Origin of the sequence: Geobacillus thermocatenulatus (assembly GCF_002217655.1) — a bacterium.
GTDB classification, from domain to species: Bacteria; Bacillota; Bacilli; order Bacillales; family Anoxybacillaceae; genus Geobacillus; species Geobacillus thermocatenulatus.
Window position 1 is genome coordinate 1,049,969 of the sequence record NZ_NEWK01000001.1, and the last position, 26,181, is coordinate 1,076,149.

General features: G+C 54.4%; 21 protein-coding genes, 1 other RNA gene and 1 other annotated feature. Of the genes, 21 read left to right on the forward strand and 1 reads right to left on the reverse strand.

The features are described 5' to 3' along the window. Positions 1-6 precede the first annotated feature (6 nt). The 14 genes from B9L19_RS05315 to B9L19_RS05375 all read left to right on the forward strand — a co-directional run bounded on the left by B9L19_RS05315 (position 7) and on the right by B9L19_RS05375 (position 16,776). Positions 7-294, forward strand: coding sequence for a post-transcriptional regulator (locus B9L19_RS05315; protein ID WP_025949339.1), 288 nt, complete (start codon positions 7-9; stop codon positions 292-294). A gap of 113 nt (positions 295-407) precedes the next feature. Next, complete coding sequence (secDF, locus tag B9L19_RS05320; RefSeq protein ID WP_025949338.1) at positions 408-2,660, forward strand: protein translocase subunit SecDF; 2,253 nt, start codon at positions 408-410, stop codon at positions 2,658-2,660. A gap of 127 nt (positions 2,661-2,787) precedes the next feature. After that, positions 2,788-3,690, forward strand: a complete 903-nt coding sequence (locus B9L19_RS05325; protein WP_047752735.1) for a cation diffusion facilitator family transporter — start codon at positions 2,788-2,790, stop codon at positions 3,688-3,690. A gap of 57 nt (positions 3,691-3,747) precedes the next feature. Continuing rightward, positions 3,748-6,114 (forward strand): single-stranded-DNA-specific exonuclease RecJ, encoded by a 2,367-nt coding sequence (gene recJ / locus B9L19_RS05330; RefSeq protein WP_025949336.1) that lies wholly within the window; start codon positions 3,748-3,750, stop codon positions 6,112-6,114. Further along, a complete protein-coding gene (locus tag B9L19_RS05335; RefSeq protein ID WP_013144641.1) occupies positions 6,105-6,617 on the forward strand; it encodes an adenine phosphoribosyltransferase in 513 nt (170 codons plus the stop codon). The genes recJ and B9L19_RS05335 overlap by 10 nt, the downstream gene beginning before the upstream one ends. Positions 6,618-6,765: 148 nt before the next feature. Further along, positions 6,766-8,964, forward strand: coding sequence for a RelA/SpoT family protein (locus B9L19_RS05340; RefSeq protein WP_025949335.1), 2,199 nt, complete (start codon positions 6,766-6,768; stop codon positions 8,962-8,964). 23 nt (positions 8,965-8,987) lie between these two features. Continuing rightward, complete coding sequence (gene dtd / locus B9L19_RS05345; RefSeq protein ID WP_025949334.1) at positions 8,988-9,446, forward strand: D-aminoacyl-tRNA deacylase; 459 nt, start codon at positions 8,988-8,990, stop codon at positions 9,444-9,446. An 80-nt stretch (positions 9,447-9,526) separates the two neighbouring features. After that, entirely contained in the window at positions 9,527-9,700 is a 174-nt protein-coding gene (locus B9L19_RS18965) for a hypothetical protein (RefSeq protein WP_033024096.1), read from the forward strand. A gap of 252 nt (positions 9,701-9,952) precedes the next feature. Then, the gene (gene ahpC, locus B9L19_RS05350) at positions 9,953-10,516 is read left to right on the forward strand and encodes an alkyl hydroperoxide reductase subunit C (RefSeq protein WP_025949333.1); all 564 of its coding nucleotides are present in this window, start codon (positions 9,953-9,955) and stop codon (positions 10,514-10,516) included. Between the two features lie 13 nt (positions 10,517-10,529). Beyond that, positions 10,530-12,059: an alkyl hydroperoxide reductase subunit F gene (gene ahpF, locus B9L19_RS05355; RefSeq protein ID WP_047752736.1), complete on the forward strand. Its 1,530-nt coding sequence runs from the start codon at positions 10,530-10,532 to the stop codon at positions 12,057-12,059. A gap of 201 nt (positions 12,060-12,260) precedes the next feature. After that, positions 12,261-12,491, forward strand: a binding site (T-box leader). Positions 12,492-12,538: 47 nt separating this feature from the next. Continuing rightward, complete coding sequence (hisS, locus tag B9L19_RS05360) at positions 12,539-13,819, forward strand: histidine--tRNA ligase (RefSeq protein WP_047752737.1); 1,281 nt, start codon at positions 12,539-12,541, stop codon at positions 13,817-13,819. A gap of 4 nt (positions 13,820-13,823) precedes the next feature. Next, positions 13,824-15,596: an aspartate--tRNA ligase gene (aspS, locus tag B9L19_RS05365; protein ID WP_047752738.1), complete on the forward strand. Its 1,773-nt coding sequence runs from the start codon at positions 13,824-13,826 to the stop codon at positions 15,594-15,596. A 75-nt stretch (positions 15,597-15,671) separates the two neighbouring features. Beyond that, a non-coding RNA gene (gene ssrS / locus B9L19_RS05370) (6S RNA) lies at positions 15,672-15,858 on the forward strand. Between the two features lie 153 nt (positions 15,859-16,011). Then, positions 16,012-16,776 carry a tRNA threonylcarbamoyladenosine dehydratase gene (locus tag B9L19_RS05375; RefSeq protein WP_047752739.1) on the forward strand — a complete coding sequence of 255 codons (765 nt, stop codon included), beginning with the start codon at positions 16,012-16,014 and terminating at the stop codon, positions 16,774-16,776. Positions 16,777-16,919: 143 nt separating this feature from the next. On the opposite strand, the gene B9L19_RS05380 is transcribed toward B9L19_RS05375, so the two are convergent. Continuing rightward, a complete protein-coding gene (locus tag B9L19_RS05380; protein WP_025949328.1) occupies positions 16,920-17,570 on the reverse strand; it encodes an RsfA family transcriptional regulator in 651 nt (216 codons plus the stop codon). Between the two features lie 181 nt (positions 17,571-17,751). On the opposite strand from B9L19_RS05380, the gene B9L19_RS05385 reads away from it, so the two are divergent. The 7 genes from B9L19_RS05385 (at position 17,752) to mnmA (ending at position 26,152) form a co-directional block, all read left to right on the forward strand. Then, positions 17,752-20,799, forward strand: coding sequence for an efflux RND transporter permease subunit (locus tag B9L19_RS05385; protein ID WP_047752740.1), 3,048 nt, complete (start codon positions 17,752-17,754; stop codon positions 20,797-20,799). Between the two features lie 97 nt (positions 20,800-20,896). Then, positions 20,897-21,757 carry a TetR/AcrR family transcriptional regulator gene (locus B9L19_RS05390; RefSeq protein WP_047752741.1) on the forward strand — a complete coding sequence of 287 codons (861 nt, stop codon included), beginning with the start codon at positions 20,897-20,899 and terminating at the stop codon, positions 21,755-21,757. A gap of 97 nt (positions 21,758-21,854) precedes the next feature. Continuing rightward, the gene (locus B9L19_RS05395; protein WP_025949325.1) at positions 21,855-23,150 is read left to right on the forward strand and encodes a replication-associated recombination protein A; all 1,296 of its coding nucleotides are present in this window, start codon (positions 21,855-21,857) and stop codon (positions 23,148-23,150) included. 40 nt (positions 23,151-23,190) lie between these two features. Further along, the gene (locus tag B9L19_RS05400; RefSeq protein WP_033024094.1) at positions 23,191-23,415 is read left to right on the forward strand and encodes a hypothetical protein; all 225 of its coding nucleotides are present in this window, start codon (positions 23,191-23,193) and stop codon (positions 23,413-23,415) included. 20 nt (positions 23,416-23,435) lie between these two features. Next, a complete protein-coding gene (gene cymR, locus B9L19_RS05405; RefSeq protein ID WP_025949324.1) occupies positions 23,436-23,852 on the forward strand; it encodes a cysteine metabolism transcriptional regulator CymR in 417 nt (138 codons plus the stop codon). A gap of 27 nt (positions 23,853-23,879) precedes the next feature. After that, positions 23,880-25,022 (forward strand): cysteine desulfurase family protein, encoded by a 1,143-nt coding sequence (locus B9L19_RS05410; RefSeq protein ID WP_047752742.1) that lies wholly within the window; start codon positions 23,880-23,882, stop codon positions 25,020-25,022. Positions 25,023-25,036: 14 nt separating this feature from the next. Continuing rightward, positions 25,037-26,152: a tRNA 2-thiouridine(34) synthase MnmA gene (gene mnmA, locus B9L19_RS05415; protein ID WP_047752743.1), complete on the forward strand. Its 1,116-nt coding sequence runs from the start codon at positions 25,037-25,039 to the stop codon at positions 26,150-26,152. Positions 26,153-26,181 lie beyond the last annotated feature (29 nt).

The window sequence follows — 26,181 nt, forward strand, 5'->3', positions numbered from 1 at the left end:
TGGGGGATGGATGAAAACCGGAAGCTGCGCGAACAGCTCATGCCGGCGCTCGAGTCGAAGCGCGACGAGTTTCGTCTTCTCGGCTATACGCAAGTGACGATCGATGGGCTGTGGGAATGTTTATGTTCCCGCAAGTGGAAGCATCGGCCGGCGGAAAAAAAACTGCATGAGTTGGTCAGCGACATTTTCTCTCTTTCGCCGAGCGAGTATATGATGTTTTTGACGATGCGTTCGTATAAGCAGCAGACGGCCGGCGATGATGAGTTGGAGCGGGTTTTAAAGGAATTGTTATAGTGGAAAATTGACACTTGCCGGCTGCTGTTTCATAATGGAAGGCGAGGCCAATGTTTTGCTTGGCGCGACACCGGACGGCGCTTGGGCAAGTTGAAGGAGGAATCTTAAGGAGAATGGTAAAACGAAACCGCATCGTCGCCTTTTTTCTGCTCCTGCTTTTGTTCGCCGGAGTGATGGGGCCGACGATTCAAGGAATTGTACATAACATCAAACTGGGCCTTGACTTGCAAGGCGGTTTTGAAGTGCTGTATGAAGTGAAGCCGGCCAAAAAAGGCGATAAGATTGATCAAGAGACGCTGCAAAGCACCGTCAGCGCGCTGAATAAACGGATCAACGTCCTTGGTGTCAGCGAGCCGCGCGTTGACATCGAGGGAGGAAACCGCATCCGCGTCCAGCTCGCCGGGGTGAAAGACCAAAATGAGGCGCGCGAAATTTTGTCCACGCAGGCGAAATTGACGTTCCGCGATGTCAATGACAACGTGCTGATGGACGGAAGCGACCTCGTCCAAGGCGGAGCGAAGCTGTCGTTTGATGAAAACGGCCGGCCGAGCGTCGCTCTGAAATTGAAAGACGCCGACAAGTTCCGCCAGGTGACGGAAAAAGTATATAAAATGGGGCCGCCAAACAACATTTTAGTCATTTGGCTCGATTTTCAAGAAGGGGTGGACTCCTACCGGAAAGAAGCAGGCAAAGCGGATCCGAAATTTATTTCCGCCGCTTCAGTCAACCAAGTGTTCAATCAGACGGATGTGTCGATCGTCGGCAATTTTACGGTCAAAGAAGCGCAACAGCTGGCCGATTTGCTCAATGCCGGCGCGCTGCCGGTCGAGCTGCATGAAATTTACTCCACGTCCGTCGGCGCTCAGTTTGGGAAAAACGCCCTGCAAAAAACGGTGTTGGCCGGCATCATCGGTGTGGCGGCGATCTTCTTGTTCATGATTTGGTTTTACCGGCTTCCCGGGATCATCGCCGTCATTACGCTGTCGGTATACATTTATTTGATTTTGCTTTTGTTTGATTGGATGAACGTCGTGATGACGCTGCCGGGCATTGCCGCCCTTATTTTAGGGGTTGGGATGGCGGTCGATGCCAACATTATTACGTACGAACGGATCAAAGAGGAGCTGAAGCTCGGCAAGTCGATGCTGTCGGCGTTCCGTGCTGGCAACCGCGGGTCGTTTGCGACGATTTTTGACGCCAATCTTACGACGATCATCGCCGGCGCTGTCCTTTTTATTTACGGGACAAGCTCGGTGAAAGGGTTTGCGACGACGCTCATCATCAGCATCGTCGTCAGCTTTCTCACCGCCGTTTACGGCACGCGGCTGTTGCTCGGACTGCTTGTGTCAAGCCGCTGGTTCGATAAAAAGCCGGAGTGGTTTGGCGTCAAAAAGTCGGAAATCTTAAACATTGCCGAAACGACCGAGGAAACGGAAGTGCCGACGAAGTTTGACCGCTGGGATTTTGTCAAACATAGCAAAACGTTTTTCATTTTCTCTGGCGCATTGACGATCGCCGGCGTCATCTCGTTGTTTGCCCTGGGGCTGAATCTTGGCATTGACTTCACGAGCGGAACGCGCGTTGAGGTGACGAGCAGCCAGCCGATCGATGCGAAAGAGTTGAGCGGCTATTTCGAGCGGCTTGGCTACAAGCCGGAAGATGTCGTCCTGTCCGGCACGGATGGGAAAACAGGCGTCGTCCGCTTGATTGGCGTGCTCGATAAGCAAGAAATTGCCAAGCTGAAAAATGAATTGAAGCAAGCGTATGGCAACGAACCAAATATCAGCACCGTCTCGCCGGTCGTCGGCAAGCAGCTGGCCCGCAATGCGCTCATTGCTGTGCTGATTTCCTCGATCGGCATCATTCTTTACGTGACGATCCGCTTTGAGTGGCGGATGGCGTTGGCGGCGATCGTCGCCCTGTTGCATGACGCCTTTTTCATTATCACGGTGTTCAGCTTGACGCGTCTTGAAGTCGATTTGACATTCATCGCCGCGGTGCTGACGATCATCGGGTACTCGATCAACGATACGATCGTCACGTTTGATCGCATCCGAGATTTGATGAAAAAGCGGAAAGTGAAAACGGTCGACGACTTGAAGCATATCGTCAACCGGGCGTTGCAGCAAACCTTTACGCGCTCGGTCAACACCGTATTGACCGTCTTGTTTACGGTCATCGCATTGCTCATCTTTGGCAGCGAAGCGATCCGCAATTTCAACCTCGCCTTGCTCGTTGGACTTGTGTGCGGCGTCTATTCGTCGCTTTGCATCGCTTCTCAGCTTTGGGTCGTTTGGAAAGGACAGGAGCTCAAAAAAGGGAAAGGAGCCAAAAAAGCGGCGGCCGAGGCCGAACCGAACTTATAATGAGCGCACCGGAAAAGGCGCTTGCTTTTTTCCGGTGCTTTTTCTTTCGCAACGATGAGGGAAAAATGGGTTACACTAATGGCCAGATGCAAAGCAGGCGAAACGCAAAAGGTGGGGGACAAAGGATATGGAAAACGAACAGCGATTCAAGCAGGCGAAAACAGCAGCGGTCGTCGGCATCGCCGGCAACATGGCGCTCGCCGTCGTCAAGGCGGCCGTCGGCATATGGAGCCAAAGCCAGGCGTTAATTGCTGACGCCGCTCATTCGGCGTCCGATGTTGCCGGCTCGTTTGCTGTTTGGGTCGGGCTGCGCGCCGCGGCGCGCCCGCCGGATGAAGACCATCCGTACGGGCACGGAAAGGCGGAATCCATTGCCGCCATTATTGTGGCGGTTCTTCTGTTTCTCGTCGGGCTCGAGATCGGGCGTTCCGCGCTTGAATCCATTTTTGCCCCGCTGTCGCCGCCGGGGGTCGCGGCCATTTATGTCCTGGTGTTGTCGATCGTTGTCAAAGAAGCGATGTTTCGCTACAAATACCGGCTCGGAAAAAAACTGCAAAGCGAGGCTTTGATCGCCAACGCTTACGAGCACCGCTCCGACGTCTTCTCTTCACTCGCCGCGCTCATCGGCGTCGGCGCCGCTATTGTCGGTGGAAAATGGGAGATTGACTGGCTTGTATACGCCGACCCGCTCGCCGGATTGTTCGTCTCGCTGCTTGTTCTGAAAATGGCATGGGAGCTTGGACGCCATTCGATCCATACGGCGATTGACCATGTGCTGCACGAGGAAGAAACCGGCTATTTGCGCGAGGTTGTCCTTTCATTCCCCGATGTGCGGCAAATCAATGAGCTGCATGCGCGCGAGCACGGCCATTACGTCATCGTCGATTTGAAAATCGCCGTCGATCCGCGATTGACGGTCGAAGAGGGGCACCGGATCGGAAAGAAAGTGAAAGAAAAACTGCTGACGCTGCCGCGCGTCCGCAATGTCATGGTTCACATCAACCCATACAACCCGGAAAAAAAACCGTAATGTCGTTGCCTGCCCTTTTCTCCTTTTTGTATAATAAGGAGAGTTGAGGTGGGAGACATGTTGAAAGCGAAAACGCGTTGGGAGGTGGAGCGCCTCGATGAGCAGGCGGTGAGGCGGCTGGCCGAGGAAGCCGGCGTCACGCCCTTATTGGCGAGGCTTCTCGTCCGCCGCGGGGTGCAGACGGCCTCGGAGGCGGCGGCGTTTCTCAATCCGCTTGAGCAATCGTTTCATGATCCGTTTTTGCTTGACGGGATGGAGCGAGCGATTCAGCGTCTAAAGGGGGCGATCGACGCGGGTGAACGCGTGTTGGTATACGGCGATTACGATGCCGATGGCGTTTGCAGCACGTCGGTGATGGTGAGTGCTCTCAAGGAGGCGGGGGCGTCGGTTGAGTTCTACATTCCGAACCGATTTACGGAAGGATACGGGCCGAACATGGCGGCGTTTCGTTCCGCAAAAGAGCGCGGCGTTTCCGTCATTGTGACCGTCGACAATGGGATTGCGGCGGTCAAAGAAATTGCGGCTGCCAACGAGTGGGGAATGGATGTCATCGTAACGGATCACCACGAGCCAGGTCCGGTGTTGCCGGAGGCGCATGCGATCATTCATCCAAAGCAGCCGGGAAGTACATATCCGTTTCGCGATTTAGCCGGCGTCGGCGTTGCGTTTAAGGTAGCCCATGCCTTGCTTGGGCGGGTGCCGCGCCATTTGCTTGATTTGGTCGCGATCGGCACGATCGCTGATTTGGTTCCGCTTGTTGGGGAAAACCGCCTCTTTGTTGCACACGGGCTTGAAGCGTTGCGAGCGACGGAGCGCATCGGGCTGCGCGCTCTTTTTCGGCAATGCCGCATTGATGCGGGGGCCATCAACGAACAGACGGTCGGATTTGTCATCGCTCCGCGCTTGAACGCGGCGGGGCGCCTCGGCGGCGCCGATCCGGCAGTGGCGCTCTTAATGACGGACGATGAGAACGAAGCGGTGCAGCTGGCGGCGGAGATGGACGAGTTAAACCGCGAACGTCAGCAGCTTGTGGCACAAATCGCTGAAGAAGCGGCGGACATGGTGCGCCGCCAATTTCCTCCTGAGGAACATCGCGTCTTGGTTGTGGCAGGCGAAGGATGGAACGCCGGAGTGGTGGGCATTGTCGCTTCTAAGCTTGTTGAGCAGTTTTACCGCCCGGCGGTCGTGCTTTCCATCGACCGGGAAAAAGGGATCGCCAAAGGGTCAGCCCGCAGCATTCATGGGTTTGACTTGTTCGCCAGCCTGTCGCAATGCCGCGACCTGTTGCCGCACTTTGGCGGCCACCCGATGGCGGCTGGGATGACATTGGCGCTTGATGATGTCGAAGAATTGCGGCAACGGCTGAACGCCATCGCCGCCGAAACGTTGTCTGAGGACGATTTTACGCCGCCGACGTTCATTGATGCTTCCTGTTCGGTCGCTGAGCTGACGCTCGAAGCCGCCCGCGGCCTTGAGCGGTTCGCTCCGTTTGGCGTCGGCAATCCGCGGCCGCTTGTTCTCATTGAAGGGGCGTCCGTTGAAACGATGCGGCGCGTCGGGGCGAACGGAGCCCATATGAAAGCCGTCTTTTCCCAAGACGGGGCCGCGATCGATGCCATCGGCTTCGGCCTCGGGCCGTTATGTGAAGAAATCGCTCCGGATGCGCGCATTTCGGCGGTCGGGGAGCTGTCAGTGAACGAATGGAACGGGTTCGCCAAGCCGCAGCTGTCGTTGTGTGATCTGGCGGTCAGCGACTGCCAGCTGTTTGACGTCCGCGGCTGCCGCGACGTCCGTCCACTTCTTGAGCGGCTGCCAAAAGAGAAGCGGCTAGTCGTCTCCTTTCGCTGCGAAACTGGTCAGCGCCCGGACGTGGCGCCATTTCGCGGGGAGCTTCATTGCGTGCCGACTGAAGAAGAGGCGGGCGCCTTATCGATTGACGACCGCTATGTCGTGCTGCTTGACGTGCCGCCGCGGCTGGCCTTGCTGTCGGCGCTTCTTGGCAGCGGGCGGCCGGCGCGCATTTACGCGGTGTTCGCCCAGCCCGAGGCGCAATTTTTCCGTACGTTTCCGACGCGCGAACATTTTAAATGGTTTTACGCCTTTTTGCATCAACACCGTTCGTTTCCGCTCGCCAAGCGCGGCGGTGAGCTGGCCCGCGCCCGCGGTTGGACGGAAGAGACCGTTCATTTCATGGCGAAAGTATTTTTAGAGCTTGACTTTATCCGCGAACAAAACGGCGTCATTTCGCTCGTTCATCAGCCGGCGAAGCGCGATTTGCACGAATCGCCGACGTACCGCCGGCGGCGGGACGAGCTCGAGGCGGAGCATCAGTTAGTCTATTCCACTTACGAGCAATTGAAACGCTGTTTGGCGGAAATGACACGTTCGCAAACGCACGAGGAGGCAAACGTATCATGGACTTAAAACAATACATTACGATTGTGCCCGATTTCCCGAAGCCGGGCATCATGTTTAAAGATATTACCACGCTGATGGACAACGGTCCGGCGTACAAATACGCGACCGACCAAATTGTTCAATATGCGCGCGAAAAACAAATCGATATCGTCGTTGGTCCGGAAGCGCGCGGCTTTATCATCGGATGCCCAGTCGCCTATGCGCTTGGCGTCGGATTTGCGCCGGTGCGCAAGGAAGGGAAGCTGCCGCGCGAAGTCGTCCGTGTGGAGTATGGCCTGGAATATGGAACAGATGTCTTGACGATGCATAAAGATGCTATTAAGCCAGGGCAGCGCGTGTTGATCACCGACGACTTGCTGGCGACAGGCGGCACCATGCGGGCGACGATCGATTTAGTGGAACAGCTCGGCGGAGTGGTGGCCGGATTGGCGTTTTTGATTGAGCTTACCGAGCTTGGCGGCCGCAAAAAATTGGAAGGCTACGACATTTTGACGCTCATGCAGTTTTAAACAGTCGACATTGTTCGCATCTTCGGATACAATAAAGAAAAAAGGGGCACTCACACATGAGTGCTCTTTCTTATTAACCGTATGAACGCAACGGATCTCTGTGCTTTGCAGCTTCAATTTTAATCGATTAAAAAGGTGATTCAACCCTATGGCCAATGAACAAGTGCTGACAGCGGAGCAAGTGTTTGAACGAGCGAGCTGTTATTTGTCGGAACAAGACGTCGCCTTTTTGAAAAAGGCGTATGAGTTTGCCAAGCACGCCCACCGCGACCAATTTCGGAAATCGGGCGAACCGTACATCATCCATCCGATTCAAGTCGCCGGCATTTTGGCTGACTTAAAGATGGACGCGACGACGATCGCCGCCGGGTTTTTGCATGATGTCATCGAAGATACTGAGGCGACAAAAGAAGACCTCGAGCGCGAGTTCGGCGCGGAAGTGGCGATGCTTGTCGACGGGGTGACGAAGCTTGGGAAAATTAAATATAAATCACAGGAAGAACAGCAGGCGGAAAACCACCGGAAAATGTTTTTGGCCATGGCGCAAGATATCCGGGTCATTTTGATCAAGCTCGCCGACCGGCTGCACAATATGCGGACGTTAAAACATTTGCCGGTGGAAAAGCAACGGCGCATCGCCAATGAGACGCTCGAAATTTTCGCTCCGCTCGCGCATCGGCTCGGCATTTCGAAAATCAAATGGGAGCTTGAGGATACGGCGCTTCGCTATTTAAACCCGCAGCAATATTACCGCATCGTCAATTTAATGAAGAAAAAGCGGGCTGAGCGCGAGCAATATTTGGAGGAAGTCATTCAAGAAGTGCGCGAACGGCTCAACGAAGTGCATATTCCTTGCGAAATTTCCGGGCGTCCGAAACATATTTACAGCATTTATCGAAAAATGGTGATGCAAAATAAACAGTTCAACGAAATTTACGATTTGCTCGCTGTCCGCATTATCGTCAACAGCATCAAAGACTGCTATGCTGTGCTCGGCATTATTCATACGTGCTGGAAGCCAATGCCAGGTCGATTCAAAGACTACATCGCCATGCCGAAGCCGAACATGTATCAATCGCTTCATACGACAGTGATCGGCCCAAAAGGCGAGCCGCTTGAGGTGCAAATCCGCACGTTTGAAATGCACCAAATCGCCGAATTCGGGATTGCTGCCCACTGGGCGTACAAAGAAGGAAAGACGATCAAGCCGAACTCGTTTGAAGAAAAGCTGTCTTGGTTTCGGGAAATTTTGGAATGGCAAAACGACGCGAGCAATGCCGAAGAGTTCATGGAATCGCTCAAGATGGATTTGTTTTCCGACATGGTGTTCGTCTTCACACCAAAGGGCGATGTCATCGAGCTGCCGGCCGGATCGGTGCCAATCGATTTCGCTTACCGCATCCATTCGGAAATCGGCAACAAGACGATCGGGGCGAAAGTGAACGGCAAAATGGTGCCGCTTGATTACAAGCTGCAAACGGGCGACATCGTCGAAATTTTAACTTCCAATCATTCGTACGGTCCGAGCCAAGACTGGCTGAAACTGGCGAAAACGTCGCAGGCGCGCAACAAAATCCGCCAGTTTTTCAAAAAGCAACGGCGCGAAGAAAACATCGAAAAAGGCAAAGAGATGGTGGAAAAAGAGGTGCGCAGCCTCGGCTTTGAGCCGAAAGAAGTGATGACGGCGGACAACGTCAAGCGCGTCGCCGAAAAGTTCAACTTCTCGAACGAAGACGATATGTATGCGGCAGTCGGCTATCATGGCATCACAGCGGCGCAAATCGCCCATCGGTTGACGGAAAAATGGCGGAAGCAGCGCGATCTCGAGGAACAGCAGCGCAAACTGGCCGAAGCGGTCTTCGAAGCCAAGCTGCCAGCTGGCAAAAAGCGCGACTGCGGCATTCGCGTCCAAGGAATGGACAACTTGCTCATCCGTTTGTCGCGTTGCTGCAACCCGGTGCCGGGCGATGAAATTATCGGCTTCATTACCCGCGGCCGCGGCATTTCCGTCCACCGCGCCGATTGCCCGAACGTCAAGACCGAAGAAGCGGCCGATCGGTTGATTGCCGTAGAATGGGAAAGCGGGGCAAACGGCGAGCGCGAATATAACGTGGACATTGAGATCACCGGATTTGACCGCCGCGGGTTGCTGAATGAGGTGCTGCAGGCGGTCAATGAAACGCGAACAGACATTTCCGCCGTCTCGGGACGCTCAGACCACCGACATAAAATTGCGACGATCCATATGACGATCGCCATTCATAATTTGAGCCACTTGCAAAAAGTCGTCGAACGAATCAAACAAATTCCCGACATTTATTCCGTCCAGCGCTTGATGAACAACTAAGGGCGGCGAAAGGAGGAAGGCGAGTGAGAGCGGTCATCCAGCGGGCGAAAGAGGCAAAAGTCACCGTCGGCGGCGAAGTCGTTGGTGCCATTGATGCGGGTTTTGTCGTCCTTCTTGGCATCACGCATGAAGATACAGAAGACGATGCTGCCTATTTGGCTGAAAAAATTGCTCATTTGCGCGTTTTTGAAGATGAAAACGGAAAAATGAACCGCTCCTTGCTCGACGTCGGAGGGGCGGTGCTGTCGGTGTCGCAGTTCACCCTTTACGGCGACTGCCGAAAAGGTCGGCGCCCGAACTTTATGGCGGCGGCCAAGCCCGACCATGCCTTGCCGCTGTATGAGGCGTTCAACGCCGCTTTGCGCGAAAGAGGCGTTCATGTAGAAACCGGCGTATTCGGTGCGATGATGGACGTATCGCTCACAAACGACGGGCCAGTCACCTTGATCATCGACAGCAGCGAGAAACCGGGAAACAGATGAAGTTTCCCGGTTTCTTTTTTATTTTCGGCGAAAAATGGGAAAGATGAAAACAAGTGCGGCAATAAGAAAGGAGGAGCGCGATGCGGCAAACCAAAAGAGGTGAGCTGGCGCACCGGACAAACGATGTGCTGTCCGTCGACTTTCACGAATGGGTGCGGCTCGAGGCTCAATATAGAGCGTTTGAGTTGGCATCCGAATTCGGTGTGGCGCCGAAAGACGTACAAATGTTGAAAAAACAGCAGCCCCGTCCGTAAACATGGCGAGTTGGAAGGAGCGCACGCGGCGTGTGGATGTTTCATGGGCCGAGGCGGTGTGGCCGTTCAGACGAAACAGCTGCGAATAAAAATGTCCATCCCTGCGAGCGCTGCGCATCCGCTCAACACGGATCCGGATCGGTAGAGGAAAAAATCCATTGCATATGTATTGACAAACATATGCCCCTATATGATAATAAGTATTGGTTTAAAATTATTATAAACTAACAGTCGCAGGAGGTAGATGAAGCAATGTCTTTGGTTGGGAAAAAAGTACAACCATTCCGTGCCCAAGCGTATCACAACGGCGAATTCATCGAAGTAACAGAGCAAGACTTCATGGGGAAATGGAGCATCGTTTGCTTCTATCCAGCGGACTTTACGTTCGTCTGCCCGACGGAGCTCGAAGACTTGCAAGACCACTACGCGGCGTTTAAAGAACTTGGCGTGGAAGTGTACTCGGTTTCGACCGACACCCACTTTACGCATAAAGCATGGCACGATACATCGCCAGCCATCGGCAAAATCGAATACGTGATGATCGGCGACCCGTCGCATCAACTGTCGCGCATGTTTGATGTGCTCGATGAAGAACAAGGATTGGCGCAACGCGGCACGTTCATCATTGACCCAGACGGCGTCATTCAAGCGGTGGAAATCAATGCGGACGGCATCGGCCGCAACGCCAGCACGCTGATTGATAAAATTAAAGCGGCCCAATACGTGCGCAACCATCCGGGTGAAGTTTGCCCGGCGAAATGGAAAGAAGGAGCGGAAACGCTGAAGCCAAGCTTGGATCTCGTCGGCAAAATTTAAGGGGGCTTAGGCGATGCTGTTGGATGCTGACATCAAGGCGCAACTAGCTCAGTATTTGCAATTGCTTGAAAATGATATTGTCTTGACGGTAAGCGCGGGAGACGACAACGTTTCCCGCGATATGCTTGCTTTAATCGATGAATTAACGGCGATGTCGCCGAAAATCAAAGTGGAAAAAGCGAAGCTGGAACGAACACCAAGCTTCAGCGTCAATCGGGTCGGCGAAAACACCGGCATCACCTTCGCCGGCGTGCCGCTCGGCCATGAATTTACGTCCCTCGTTTTGGCGCTGCTTCAAGTGAGCGGACGGCCGCCGAAAGTCAGCCAAGACGTCGTGGACCGCATTCAACAAATCAGGGGCAAACATCATTTTGAAACGTACGTCAGCTTGAGTTGCCACAACTGCCCGGACGTCGTGCAAGCGCTCAACATCATGAGCGTCTTAAACCCGAACATTTCGCATACGATGATCGACGGAGCGGCGTTTAAGGAAGAAGTCGAGCAAAAAGGGATCATGGCCGTGCCGACGGTCTTTTTAAATGGCAAACTGTTCGCGAGCGGCCGCATGTCGATTGAAGATATTCTTGCCAAATTAGGAAGCGAACCAGATGCTTCCGATTTTGCCAATAAGGAGCCGTTTGATGTACTCGTTGTCGGCGGTGGACCGGCTGGAGCGGCAGCGGCGATTTATGCAGCGCGCAAAGGCATCCGCACCGGCATTGTCGCGGAGCGTTTCGGCGGGCAAATTTTGGACACGCTCGCTATCGAGAACTTTATTAGCGTCAAATATACGGAAGGGCCGAAACTGGCGGCCAGCCTAGAAGAGCATGTAAAGCAGTACGACGTCGACGTCATGAGTTCACAGCGCGCAAAACGGCTCGAGAAAAAAGACTTGATTGAAGTCGAGCTGGAAAATGGCGCTGTGCTGAAAAGCAAGACGGTCATTATCGCCACCGGCGCTCGCTGGCGCAACCTCGGTGTGCCGGGCGAGGACGAGTTCAAAAACAAAGGCGTCGCCTACTGCCCGCACTGCGACGGCCCGCTGTTTGAAGGCAAGCATGTGGCGGTCATCGGCGGCGGCAACTCCGGCGTCGAAGCGGCGATCGACCTCGCCGGCATTGCCAGCCATGTGACGCTGCTGGAGTTCGCCCCTGAACTCAAGGCGGATGCTGTTTTGCAAGATCGTTTGTACAGCCTGCCGAACGTAACGGTGATAAAAAACGCGCAAACGACGGAAATCACCGGCATGGACAAAGTCAACGGCTTGACGTACATTGACCGGGAAACAGGAGAAGAACATCATATCGAATTGCAAGGCGTGTTCGTGCAAATCGGCCTTGTGCCGAACACCGAATGGTTGGAAGGAACGGTGGAACGGAATCGCTTCGGTGAAATCATCGTCGACAAACGCGGCGCGACGAGCCTTGAAGGTGTCTTTGCCGCCGGCGACTGCACGGACAGCGCCTATAAGCAAATCATTATCTCGATGGGCTCGGGTGCAACCGCGGCGTTAAGCGCGTTTGATTATTTGATTCGCCATTAAAGAGGGCCGAAGGTGGACCGCCTCTTCGATCCCATGGAGGGGCGGTTCAACGAATTGGCTCTCTTTTTTTAAATTAAGATGAAAAATACGATGAGACATCAAGGTTTTTCTCTTTGCGAAAAACCATGGATCACAGCCGCTAGGACAACTTGACAAACGGCCGAGATTGTCCGTAATATAAAATTACATCTTTCTCATACGGAACAACCGATGATGGAGAAAAGTAGTTAAGGCCCACATGGCCAGAGAGGAAGCGCCCAAGGCTGCGAGCGTTTCTCCATGATGGCTTAACGAAAGACACTCCGTAGGTTTCTCTTTGAACGCGCTTTGCGCCAGTAAAGGGGAACGTGTGCCATGCGTTAATGGCGACAAGCGGAAGCCGATCGGCTTCAATTAGGGTGGCACCGCGGGAATGACGCTCTCGTCCCTATGGTCATGGGGACAAGGGCGTTTTTATTTTGGGCAAAGGAGGATTGAACATGCCGTTTCAAATTCCAAGAGGGACGCAGGATGTGCTGCCGGGTGAAACGGAAAAATGGCAGCATGTCGAGCAAGTCGTCCGCAGCCTTTGCGGACGGTATGGCTATGAGGAAATCCGCACCCCGATTTTTGAACATACGGAGCTGTTTTTGCGCGGGGTCGGCGATACGACCGACATCGTGCAAAAAGAAATGTACACGTTTGAAGACAAAGGCGGCCGCGCGTTGACGCTCCGCCCGGAAGGAACAGCGCCGGTTGCCAGAGCGTTTGTCGAGCATAAGCTGTACGGCAGCCCGAACCAACCGGTCAAGCTCTATTACACTGGACCGATGTTCCGCTATGAGCGGCCTGAATCGGGGCGGTTCCGCCAGTTTGTGCAGTTTGGCGTCGAAGTGCTTGGCAGCAGCGATCCGGCTGTCGATGCGGAAGTGATCGCACTGGCGATGCACATTTATAACGAACTCGGACTGCAGCATATCCGGCTGGTGATCAACAGCCTAGGCGACCTTGACAGCCGCCGGGCGCACCGCGAGGCGCTTGTTCGCCATTTTGAAAGCCGCATTCATGAGCTGTGCGAGGATTGCCAAGCGCGTCTTCAGACGAATCCGCTTCGCATTCTCGACTGCAAAAAGGACCGCGGCCATGAACTGATGGCGACGGCGCCGTCGATTTTGGACTATTTGAACGATGAATCGCGCGCTTACTTTGAAAAAGTGAAGCACTATTTGGCGGTGCTCGACATTCCGTTTGTCGTCGACTCCCGGCTCGTGCGCGGGCTCGACTACTACAACCATACGACATTTGAAATTATGAGCGATCTCGAAGGATTCGGGGCGGGGGCGACGCTGTGCGGCGGCGGTCGTTACAACGGGCTCGTCCAAGAAATCGGCGGCCCGGAAACGCCGGGCATCGGCTTTGCGCTCAGCATTGAGCGCCTCCTGGCGGCTCTCGAGGCGGAAGGGGGCGAGCTGCCGGTCCGCCGCGGGCTCGATTGCTACGTCGTCGCCGTCGGCGAGCAGGCGAAAACGGAAGCGGTCCGCCTCGTCTATGAATTGCGCCGCGCCGGACTGCGCGTTGATCAGGACTATTTGGGGCGGAAAATGAAAGCCCAGCTGAAAGCGGCCGACCGGCTTGGTGCGTCGTTTGTCGTCATGATCGGCGACGAAGAGCTGGAAAGCGGGGCGGCAACCGTTAAAGACATGGCCAGCGGCGAGCAGATGAAAGTGCCGTTTGGCGAACTGGCGCATGTTTTGGCAAAACGGACAGGACGGGAGGAGTAACACGATGCAGCGGACGTATTATTGTGGGGAAGTGCCGGAAACAGCGGTTGGCGAGCGCGTCATATTGAAAGGGTGGGTGCAAAAACGCCGCGACTTAGGCGGGCTCATTTTCATTGACTTGCGCGACCGGACCGGCATTGTCCAAGTCGTCGCCAGCCCCGACGTCTCGGCCGAGGCGTTGGCGGCAGCGGAACGCGTGCGGAGCGAATATGTGGTGAGCGTCGAAGGAACGGTCGTCGCCCGCGCACCGGAGACGGTCAATCCGAACATTGCGACTGGCCGCATTGAAATCCAAGCCGAGCGAATTGACATTATCAATGAAGCGAAAACGCCGCCGTTTGCCATTTCCGACGATACGGACGCGGCGGAAGATGTGCGCTTAAAGTATCGGTATTTGGATTTGCGCCGCCCGGTCATGTTTCAGACGCTTGCGCTTCGCCATAAAGTGACGAAAGCGGTGCGCGACTTTTTGGATGGCGAGCGCTTTTTGGAAATCGAGACGCCGATGTTGACGAAAAGCACGCCGGAGGGGGCGCGCGACTATTTAGTGCCAAGCCGCGTCCACCCTGGCGAGTTTTACGCTTTGCCGCAGTCGCCGCAAATTTTTAAGCAACTGCTCATGGTCGGCGGCTTTGAGCGCTATTACCAGATCGCCCGCTGCTTCCGCGATGAAGACTTGCGCGCCGACCGCCAGCCGGAGTTTACGCAAATCGATATTGAAATGTCGTTTATCAGCCAGGAAGATATTATCGATTTAACGGAGCGGATGATGGCGGCGGTCGTCAAAGCGGCCAAAGGCATCGATATCCCGCGCCCGTTCCCGCGCATGACGTATGCCGAAGCGATGAACCGCTACGGTTCCGATAAACCGGATGTGCGCTTTGGCCTTGAGCTCGTCGATGTATCCGAAGCCGTCCGGGATTCGGCGTTTCAAGTGTTCGCCCGCACAGTCAAGGAAGGCGGGCAAGTGAAGGCGATCAACGTCAAAGGCGCTGCAAGCCGCTATTCGCGCAAAGACATCGACGCGTTAGGCGAATTTGCGGCCCGCTACGGGGCGAAAGGGCTCGCCTGGCTGAAAGCGGAAGGGGATGAGCTGAAAGGGCCGATCGCCAAATTTTTCACCGCCGACGAACAGACGGCATTGCGGCAGCTGCTCGCTGTCGACGACGGAGACTTGCTTCTGTTTGTCGCTGACCGGCCTGCGGTCGTCGCCGCTGCGCTTGGGGCGCTCCGGCTGAAGCTTGGCAAAGAGCTCGGTTTGATCGATGAAACGAGACTGGCGTTTTTATGGGTCACCGACTGGCCGCTGTTGGAGTACGACGAAGAAGAAGGACGCTACTACGCCGCCCACCATCCGTTTACGATGCCGGTGCGCGACGACATTCCGCTACTTGAGACAAACCCGGGCGCCGTCCGCGCACAGGCGTACGATTTAGTGTTAAACGGGTACGAGCTCGGCGGCGGTTCGCTCCGCATTTTCGAGCGCGACGTGCAAGAAAAAATGTTCCAGGCTTTAGGGTTCAGCAAAGAAGAAGCGCGCCGCCAGTTCGGCTTCCTGCTTGAGGCGTTTGAATACGGCACCCCGCCGCATGGCGGCATCGCCCTCGGCCTCGACCGGCTCGTCATGCTGCTTGCGGGGCGCACGAACTTGCGCGACACGATCGCGTTTCCGAAAACGGCGAGCGCGAGCTGCTTGCTTACCGAAGCACCGGGGCCGGTCAGCGAAAAACAGCTCGAGGAACTGCATTTGGCTGTTGTGCTTCCAGAAAACGAGTAACAGCGGCATCTGAAAAAGAAACGTTGGCAATCGGTGTTCACAAAGGCTGAAAAATGTGTTACAATAAAACTAACAATCGTCCTAATGTGTTCGTCGAATCACCGATCGTTTTGACCGAACAGTAGATGATTCGGGAGCCCGGGGTTTCCAAGCGGCGTGCATGCCTCTTCGTCACAGGGGAAGCATAAACCTTGGAACAGGGCACCCACCTATGTGGGAGCGGGTTCAAAACGAAGGCATCGACGGCACGATTGGGACTGGCGACATCAAGGAGCCAACAACCATTTCCCCTATGCGGGTGGCCGCGTAGGGGTTTTTGTTTTGCCAGCAAAATGCCGTTGCCTCTTTGGCTGTCTTGATGGTAGGATAAAAAGCGGCATAAACACCAATTTAGGAGCAAACGGAGAGGAGAACGATGCTGCACCAATTTTCCCGCAATGAACTCGCCATTGGCAAAGAAGGGCTGGAACGCTTAAAAAACGCCACCGTCGCCGTTCTTGGCGTTGGCGGCGTGGGGTCGTTCGCCGTCGAGGCGCTCGCCCGTTCCGGCATTGGCCGCTTGGTGCTTGTGGATCGTGATAACGTCGATATCACCAACATCAACCGGCAAATCCATGCGCTGCTCTCGACCATCGGGCGTCCGAAAGTGGAGCTCATGAAAGAGCGCATCGCCGACATCAACCCGGAGTGCGAGGTGATCGCGCTGCAAATGTTTTATACGGAAGAGACGTATGAGCAGTTTTTCGCCTATGATCTCGATTTTGTCATCGATGCGTCCGACACGATTGTGTACAAAGTGCATTTGATGAAACAATGCCTCGAGCGCGGCATTCCGATCATCTCGAGCATGGGGGCAGCGAACAAAATGGATCCGACCCGGTTCCGCATTGCCGATATTTCGGAAACACACACCGATCCGATCGCAAAAGTCATCCGCGCCAAGTTGCGCAAAGAAGGGATCCGCCGCGGCATTCCGGTCGTCTTTTCCGACGAGAAGCCGGTGAAAATCCGCGAAGATGTCCGCCAAGTCGTCGGCAATGACGCTTCGCCGATCCGCAAGGCGAAAATGCCGCCGTCTTCGAATGCTTTCGTTCCATCAGTTGCCGGGCTCATTATGGCTTCCTACGTGATGAATCGTCTATTAGAGGGAATTCCCATCAGGCGCGTTGGCGACGATTGAACGCTCCACCCTCATTTCGAACAAAATGGGAAGGTGGAGATTCCTGTGAACATCGGTGCCATTTACCGGTTTGTTAGCGGGCGCTGTTCGTTGTTCCAGCGGTGAAAACGTGTCCCGATGCTTTGTTGGGGCACCTTCTTTTTTTATGAATGGGCGAGCGATTCGTTCGATCCGTTCCCCTCGGCGGCAAACAGCTCGGCAAGAGAGAAGCGGTCGCCTTCTTCGGAAGCGAGCTGGCGGGCGCGAGCCATGATTTTCACGAGCGCCTCATAATCTTCTTGCACGGTGGTCTGCCTCGTTTCAAGGCGTTCGAGTTTTTGAGCAAGCTGTTCGTTCCGTGCCTGCCATTCCGCCCGCTCGCGTTTCAGGCGCTCGTTGTCTTGGCGGATCGCTTCCATCTCCTCGATGCCGCGCCGCAATGTTTGCAAAAATGAAATGCACTGCTCCAGTGTCAATGGGGCCGCCGGGAGAAAAGGCGATGACCCTTCGGCGCCGTCCCGTTCTTCAGAAGGACTCCAAGCAACAACCGTATTGTCTTTTTGCCACTTTTTCATCATTTCGAGCGCCCGTTTCCGTTCTTTCCGCTGCTTTTTTGCCTGTTCGATCGCCTCAAGGTGCCGTTTGCGCACCTCGGCGTTCCAACGGAATCCACATGCTGCCGCTGTGCGGTGCAGTTGTCTCCCAACGACTTCAAAAGCGGCAAGTTGCGTTTTTCCTTCGCGTATATATTGCAGCACCGTTTCAGCCAACAGTACATCTTCTTCATGTGACCAAGCATCCTGTCTAGTTTTCATGTTGTCCACCCCATCAAATGGTAATGTTGATATGGTCATAGTTTTTCCGTTTGATTTCCACTTTAAACTTCGCCCTTTTCATTTTTCCCATTTTCATGTATCATAGAAATAGTTTTGTATGACCGGTCAGTTCAAAATCATTAGACTGATTGGTCAAAATCGTGGGATGAGAGGTGGCATGATGACGTTTTTGACCAGGTTCAGTTTGAAAAATGCGGCCGCTGTGTTTGTATGTTCGTTTTTGCTCATGTTTCTAGGACTGTATTCCTTCTCCTCCTTGAAGGTCGATTTGCTGCCGAACATTGAGTTTCCCCAGTTGTCGATTGAAGCGGTCTATCCTGGGGCTTCTCCGCAAGACGTGAATGAGGAGGTCACGGCCAAGCTCGAGGAAAAGCTGAAGTCCCTTAACGGGCTTAAGCAAATGCAGAGTTCGTCCTATGAAGGAATGGCTGTTATCAATCTTGAATTCCCGTTTCGGACAGATATGGAGAAAGTGGAGCGGCAGGTCGAATCGCTCATTGATCAAGCAGGATTGCCTGATCATGTCCAAACGGAAGTCAATCGGTTTTCATTCGGTTCCATCCCGGTTTTCAACATTTCCTTGTTCGCCAAAAACGGAACCGATCTGCAAACGTTGCTGGAAACCGAAGTGATTCCAGAATTGAATAAAATCGACGGAGTGAATTCCGTTTCGATCGGCGGAGACAGCGAGCGCCTCATCCGGATCACAGTCGATCGGAAAAAGGCTGCTCAGGCGGGATTGACCTTGTCAGAGATTAAAAACCAAATCAATGAAAAGGTGTTGGCGTTCCCGGCTGGAACGTTGCAAACCGATACATGGCAAATTCCGGTTCGCGTCGAGGAAAAATTGAACACCATCCATGAGTTGAAAAATCTGAAACTCGCGCCGACAGCTGTTCCGATGGCGGCGAATGGATGGCAGCGCGTCTCTCCCGTGAAGCTTGGGGATATTGCGGCGATTGAGGAAGTCAACGAGCAAAGCGAATTCACCCGCTATAATTTGAAGCCATCGCTGTCGATGGCTGTGACGAAAAAACAAGATGCCAATACGATTGAAGTGGCGGACCAAGTGATCAACGTGCTGAATTCCTACAAACATCAGTTTGATTATTCCATCGGGTTTGATTCGTCAGCTGGCATCAAACAATCCGTCGAATCGCTTGTCCGTGAAGGGCTGCTCGGGGCGCTGTTCGCGTCGTTGGCTGTCTTGCTCTTTTTGCGCAACGTTCGGGCGACCGTGATTGCCATCGTCTCGATTCCGCTCTCGCTGCTTGTATCGGCCATTTTTCTCAATCGTATGGATATTACCCTCAATGTTATGACGCTTGGCGGCATGGCCGTCGCCGTCGGCCGAGTCGTGGATGACAGCATCGTCGTGATCGAAAATATTTTCCGCCGCGTCCGCCGGGAGAAAACAGGCATGAGCGATGAGTTGGTCGAGCAATCAACGAAAGAAATTGTCAAAGCGATTGTGTCCTCGACCATCACAACGGTTGTCGTCTTTTTGCCTCTCGGGCTTGTTGGGGGCATTACAGGGGAATTTTTCCTGCCTTTTGCCTTGACGATTACGTTTGCCCTGTTGGCCTCTTTGTTGGTGGCCGTGACGGTTGTGCCGATTTTAGCGAAATTTTCGTTCCGCCGTGTGCCGCCAGAGGAAAAAGAAGGAGCGCTTCAGCGCCTGTATGGCCGAATCATTGAATGGGCGCTCAACCATAAAGCGATTGTCTTTCTGTTGTCGGTTGTGCTATTGGTTGGTTCATTGGCGCTCGTGCCGAAACTTGGATTTACGTTTTTGCCGAACGAAGAGCAGAAAACGCTGGTGGCGAGCATGGAACTGCCGGCTTCCACATCGGCGGCCAAAACGAATGATGTGTCGTTGGAGATGGAAAAGATGTTTTTAAAACGAAGCGATGTCAAGAGCGTCACCGCCGCAGTGGGAAGCCGCGATTTCCGCACAGGATTGAAACGGCCCAATCAAGCCAGCTATTATATTCGATTAAAGGACAGCGCTGACACTGCGAAAACCGTGGCCGTTCTCGAAAAAGAAATGCGCCGCATCGCCAATCAGCTCGCGCCCGGGGCCAAAGTGGGCGTGCAAGAGATGTCGAGCGGAGGGCCGCCAACGAATAATAACGTGAATATTGACATGTACTCCAATGATTTGGAGGCGCTCCAAACAGCAGCCAAACAGGTCGAGACGTATCTAAAACAACGCGATGATGTCAAAGATGTGACAAATAACTTGACGGAAAAGCAAAAACAAGTGATTGTCGCCATTGATCCGGAAAAGGCGGCCGCTTATGGCGTTTCGGGCATGCAATTGCTCGGGGCGGTGGCCGATGCCACCAAACCGGTCGATGTCGGGACGCTGAAACTCGGCGGCAAGGATGAGCAAGTCGAACTTTCGTATGATGAAACGTTGGGATCGATCGATGAGTTGAAAGAGCTTCCGATCGTGACGAGAAACGGAGTGATTCCCCTTTCCGCTGTCGCCGAAGTGAAAGAGGCGGACGTGTATACGTCCATTCAAAAGCTGGACGGAAAAGTGTTTGCCCGCGTATCCGCCCAAATTGTCGGCGACAACATTCAGAAAGTCACGAATGATATTTCGAAACATGTAAAGGATTTGAAGATCCCATCCGATGTCACAGTGAAAACGGGCGGCGGAAGCGATGAAACGGTACAGACGTTCCGGGAGCTCAGTGTGGCCATGGCGGCGGCCATCGGGCTTGTGTATTTGACGATGCTGATTACATTTGGCAAAGTGCGGGTGCCGCTGATCATTTTATCTTCCCTTTTGTTTGTTCCCATCGGTTCGCTGTTTGCGTTGTATGTGGCCGATGAGCCGCTTTCCATCAGCGTCATGATCGGCTTGTTGATGCTCATTGGCATCGTGACGACCAATGCGATCGTGCTGGTCGATCGAATCGGGCAAAACCGCGAACAAAAACGGATGACGGTGCGAAGCGCCATCATTGAAGCTGGCAAAACGCGGCTGCGGCCGATTTTAATGACAGCCTTTGCGACGGTGACGGCGCTCATCCCGCTTGCGCTGACGAATGAGGCCGGCACATTGATTTCGAAAGGGCTGGCCATCACGGTCATCGGCGGCCTGACGTCGTCGACGTTATTGACGCTTCTGTTCATTCCTGCGATGTATGAGGCGTTTTTCTTCCGGACGGCAAAACGCGAAACGATGGCAAAATGACAGGGCTGGATGGCCGGATAACGGGCCGTCCGGCATTTTTTTTCATGGCAAGATCGACTATAATGGACATGAAGAAGGAGCAAGGAAGGCGAAAACATTGGGACGGAAAGAGGACATCATGGAAACGGCGATGAAATTATTCGCCGAAAAAGGCTATCACGCTGCCTCCATGCAGGAAATCGCCGAACGGAGCGGAGTAGCCAAAGGTTCGATTTACAATTATTTCAAATCAAAAGAAGAGTTGGCTGTATCGATTTTCCGCTACCATTATGAAGTCTTGTTTCGCCAGCTTAAACAAATCGAGGCTGATCCCGCCTTAACTGCGCGCGAGCGGTTAAGGCGTCAGTTGACTGTACAAATCCAGCTGTTTGACGAACATAAAGAGCTGGTGCAAATGCAGTTGGGCGAACAAGCCGCGAAGGTGAGCGATGAAGTGCGGCATCTCGTGTTTCGCATCCGCGCCCATACGCTCCACTGGTATCGCCGGGCGATTGAAGACATATACGGCGAACAAGTGCGTCCCGTTTCGTTTGATTGCGCGACGATGCTCAACGGAATGCTGAAAGAATATCTGATTTACCTGGCGGTAGACCGAAAGCCGCTGCTTCCTGAGAAGCTTGCCGCCTTCTTGCTCGATCGGCTTGATGCCATCGTTGCCAGCCTGCTTGACGGCAAGACGGGGTTGCTCGATGAAACGATGATGGCGGATTACATGGCTGCGGCGACCCAAGAGCGGAATCAATGGAAAGAACGGGCCATCAGCTGTTTAGAGCGCATGGCGGCGATGCATCCGGTTGAAGACGATATTCTTCGCTCACTGCGCTTATTGAAGGAAGAACTTGAGAAAGGGGAGACAGCTAGGCGGTTTATGGTGGAGGCGCTTTTGCTCTATTTGGCGAAATACTCGCTTCCGCTGTACAATGAGTTGAAGGAGGCCATTGAACGCTATTTCGATTAACCCCCATTGGTCTTCCTCCAGGGAGACGGTTCATTCGCCGACGGCACTGAAGGATGTCTGTGAACATCGCGTCATCAATCTCAAGGAGGGGGTCGGCATGCCCAAAACGACGGAGCCGCTTGCTTGGCGGATGCGGCCGCGGACGATCGATGAGATCGTGGGGCAGCAGCACATCATTGGCCCTAGTACGCCGCTTTATAAAATGGTCAAAAAAGGTCATGTTCCATCGCTTTTGCTTTATGGAGAGCCGGGGACAGGGAAGACGTCACTCGCTTGCGCCATTGCCCGCACCGCCGGGCGTGAATGGGTCGCCATCAATGCGACGACCGCCGGCAAAAAGGAAATCGAAGAGGCAGTCGAAGCGGCGCGTTGGTCGGGCAATGTCCTCTTATTTATCGACGAAATCCATCGGCTGAATAAAGCGCAGCAAGACGTGTTGCTCCCGCATCTTGAATCCGGGCTCGTGACCTTGATTGGCGCCACAACGGAAAACCCATTTCACGAGGTCAATCCCGCCATTCGCAGCCGTTGCGGGCAAATCCAACAACTGAAACCGCTCAAGCCGGATGACCTCTTGATTATTCTGAAACGGGCGCTCGCTGATCCGGAACGAGGGGTCGGCGAGCCGCCGGTTGTCATTGACGAGTCGTTGTTATGGCGCATCGCCGAGGCAGCCGGCGGGGATGCGCGCGTCGCGCTTTCGCTTCTGGAGGCGGCGGTTGCGGCTGCCGATGAGCGCCACGGCCGCTTGTATATTGATGAGGATATCGTGGCTTCATGCACCGCAAACCGCGGTTTTACCCATGACAAATATGGCGATCATTATTATTCGCTGCTGTCCGCGTTTCAAAAAAGCGTGCGTGGCAGTGATGCCGATGCCGCTCTTTATTATTTGGCCCGTCTGCTTGAAGGCGGAGACTTGGCGGCCGTTTGCCGGAGATTGCTTGTGATGGCTTATGAGGACATCGGACTTGCCAATCCGATGATGGGAGTGAAAGTACAGGCAGCGGTCGAAGCGGCGGAACGCCTCGGGCTGCCGGAAGCGCGCATTCCGCTCGCGGTGGTGACGATTGAACTCTGTTTAAGCCCGAAATCCAACAGTGCTTACAAGGCGCTGGATGCTGCCATTGCCGATGTCCGTTCCGGCAAGCTTGGCGATATTCCGGATCATTTAAAAGACGCTCATTACAAAGGGGCGGCTGCACTCGGGCGTGGACAAGGCTACTTGTATCCGCACGATTATCCGAACGGCTGGGTGGCGCAAGCGTATTTGCCCTCCGCTCTGGAAGGCGTCCGCTATTACGAACCGAAAGAGCATGGCGAGGAAAAACATTACGCCAAAGTGTACCGGCGGCTTGAGCAGTTGAAACAAGAGGTCAAGGTTCAGCCGTGAAGGGAAAGGGATTTTTATGGTATAATAACATAGGCGTTTCATGCTCGCTTTGACCGAGCTGACCGGATGGAACGTGGCGTACATTCGCATCGGGATCGAAGCGTTCGTGTTGTCGGCCGGCTGGTTGCTCGGCGGCCCGGTGTCGTTTGGCACGTTCCTTTTTTGTGTCACGATCGGTTCGATTGCCGGCTTGGCGCTGCCGCAATGCCAGAAGGACGCAAGCAGGCGGCTTGGATCGGCCGCCCGCACTCGGACGCAAGGGTGAAGCCGTTAGGAGGGATATGAATGAAGATTTCGACGAAAGGCCGATATGGCTTGACGATTATGATTGAATTGGCCAAAAAATATGGCGATCGTCCGATCTCGCTTCGTTCGATCGCCAGGGCGAACAATTTATCTGAACATTATTTAGAGCAGCTCGTCACGCCGCTGCGCAACGCCGGGCTCGTCAAAAGCATCCGCGGAGCGTATGGCGGCTATGTTCTCGCTGAACATCCGGCGAAAATCACCGCCGGCGACATTTTGCGCGTGTTGGAAGGGCCCATGACCCCGGTCGAGGAGCTCGAGGAGGAAGAGCCGGCGAAGCGCGAGCTATGGATTCGCATCCGCGATGCGGTCGAGGAAGTGCTCGACAGCACAACGCTCGAAGATTTGGCGAAGTATAGCGACAGGGATGAGGGGGCATATATGTTTTATATTTAAGCAACAGAAAGGAAAGGAGAATGACCGTTGGAACGGATTTATTTGGACCATGCGGCAACTTCCCCCGTCCATCCAGACGTGGCTGCCGGTATGGTCCAGTGGATGACGGAACAGTTCGGCAACCCGTCAAGCATCCATCATTTTGGACGGCAGAGCCGCCGCGCGGTCGATGAAGCGAGGGCTGTCATCGCCCGCTCGATTGGGGCGAAAGAGACGGAGATTGTGTTTACAAGCGGCGGCACGGAAGCGGATAACTTTGCGGTCATCGGAACGGCCATAGCGAACCGCGGCCGCGGCAATCATATCATTACAACCGCCATCGAGCATCATGCGGTGCTGCGCGCTTGTCAATATTTAGAGACGCAAGGGTTTGAGGTCACGTATTTGCCCGTTGACGAACAAGGGACGGTATCGGTCGAGGATGTCAAGGCCGCGCTGCGCGATGAGACCGTTTTGGTGTCGGTCATGTTTGCCAACAACGAAGTCGGCACGATCCAGCCGATTCGCGAAATCGGGGCGCTGCTTCGCGATCATCCGGCTTATTTCCATACGGACGCCGTCCAGGCTTACGGGCTTCTTCCGATCGATGTGAATGAATACGGGATCGATTTGCTGTCGATTTCCGCTCATAAAATCAACGGCCCGAAAGGAAGCGGCGCGCTTTATGTCCGGGAAACGGTCCGCATCACTCCGCTCCTTTTCGGCGGCGAACAGGAGCGGAAGCGGCGCGCCGGCACGGAAAACGTCCCTGGCATCATCGGCTTGGCGCAGGCGGCGGAAATCGCTGAGCGAACAAGGGAAGAGAAACGTCGACAATATGCGGCGTGGCGCGAGGCGATGCTTGCGATTTTCCGCTCCTCAGGGATCGACTATGCGGTCAACGGCCGCCCGGATGGCCTGCCGCATATTTTGAATGTCGCCTTCCCGGGAACGAATGTCGAATCGCTGCTCGTGAACTTGGATTTAGCCGGCATCGCCGCCTCGAGCGGGTCAGCATGCACCGCCGGGTCAATCGACCCGTCGCACGTGCTTGTCGCGATGTGCGGAAAAGAGTCAGAGCGCATCCGTTCGTCTGTGCGCTTCAGCTTCGGGTTCGGCAATACGATGGAACAAATCGAGCGGGCGGCCGAGGAAACCGTGAAGATCATAAAGCGGCTCACAAACCGCTAAAGGGGGGTAACAGCATGAACAAAGCGCCGCATGAAACGCGCGTGGTCGTCGGCATGTCCGGCGGGGTCGACTCGTCGGTCGCTGCGCTGCTATTGAAAGAACAAGGATATGATGTGATCGGCATTTTTATGAAAAACTGGGATGACACCGATGAAAACGGCGTTTGCACGGCGACGGAGGACTACGAAGATGTCGTGCGCGTCTGCAACCAAATCGGCATCCCGTATTATGCGGTCAATTTTGAAAAACAGTATTGGGACAAAGTGTTTACGTACTTTTTGGACGAGTACAAAGCCGGGCGCACGCCGAACCCGGACGTGATGTGCAATAAGGAAATTAAGTTCAAGGCGTTTTTAGAGCACGCCATGTCGATCGGCGCCGATTACATCGCAACCGGCCATTACGCCCGCGTCGAGTTTCGCGATGGCGAATATAAAATGCTGCGCGGAGCCGACCCGAACAAAGATCAAACGTACTTTTTAAACCAGCTCGGCCAAGCTCAGCTGTCGAACGTGATGTTCCCAATCGGCCATTTGCACAAGGCGGACGTCCGCCGCCTTGCGAAAGAAGCAGGGCTCGCCACCGCTGGAAAAAAAGACAGCACGGGCATTTGTTTTATCGGTGAACGCGATTTCAAAGAATTTTTGAGCCATTATTTGCCGGCCCAGCCAGGAGTGATGAAAACGCTCGATGGCGAAGTGAAAGGGCGGCATGACGGCGTCATGTATTACACGATCGGCCAGCGCCACGGCCTTGGCATCGGCGGCAGCGGCGAACCGTGGTTTGTCGTCGGCAAAGATGTGCGCGAAAATGTGCTGTATGTCGCCCAAGGGTTTGAAAACGAATATTTGTATTCCACCTCGCTAAAGGCGGTCGATGTCAACTGGGTGTCTGACCGCAAGCCGGAAGCGCCGTTCCGTTGCACGGCGAAATTTCGCTATCGTCAGCCTGATGTCGGCGTGACGGTCCACCCGCTTGCGGACGGCCGGGTGGAAGTCGTGTTTGATGCGCCGGCGCGGGCGGTGACGCCGGGGCAGGCGGTTGTTTTTTACAACGGTGAGGAATGCCTCGGCGGCGGTACGATCGATGAAGTGTTCCGCAACGGCGAAAAGCTTTGGTATGTTGGTTGATGGATGCGCCGGTGCGCACGATCTTCAAT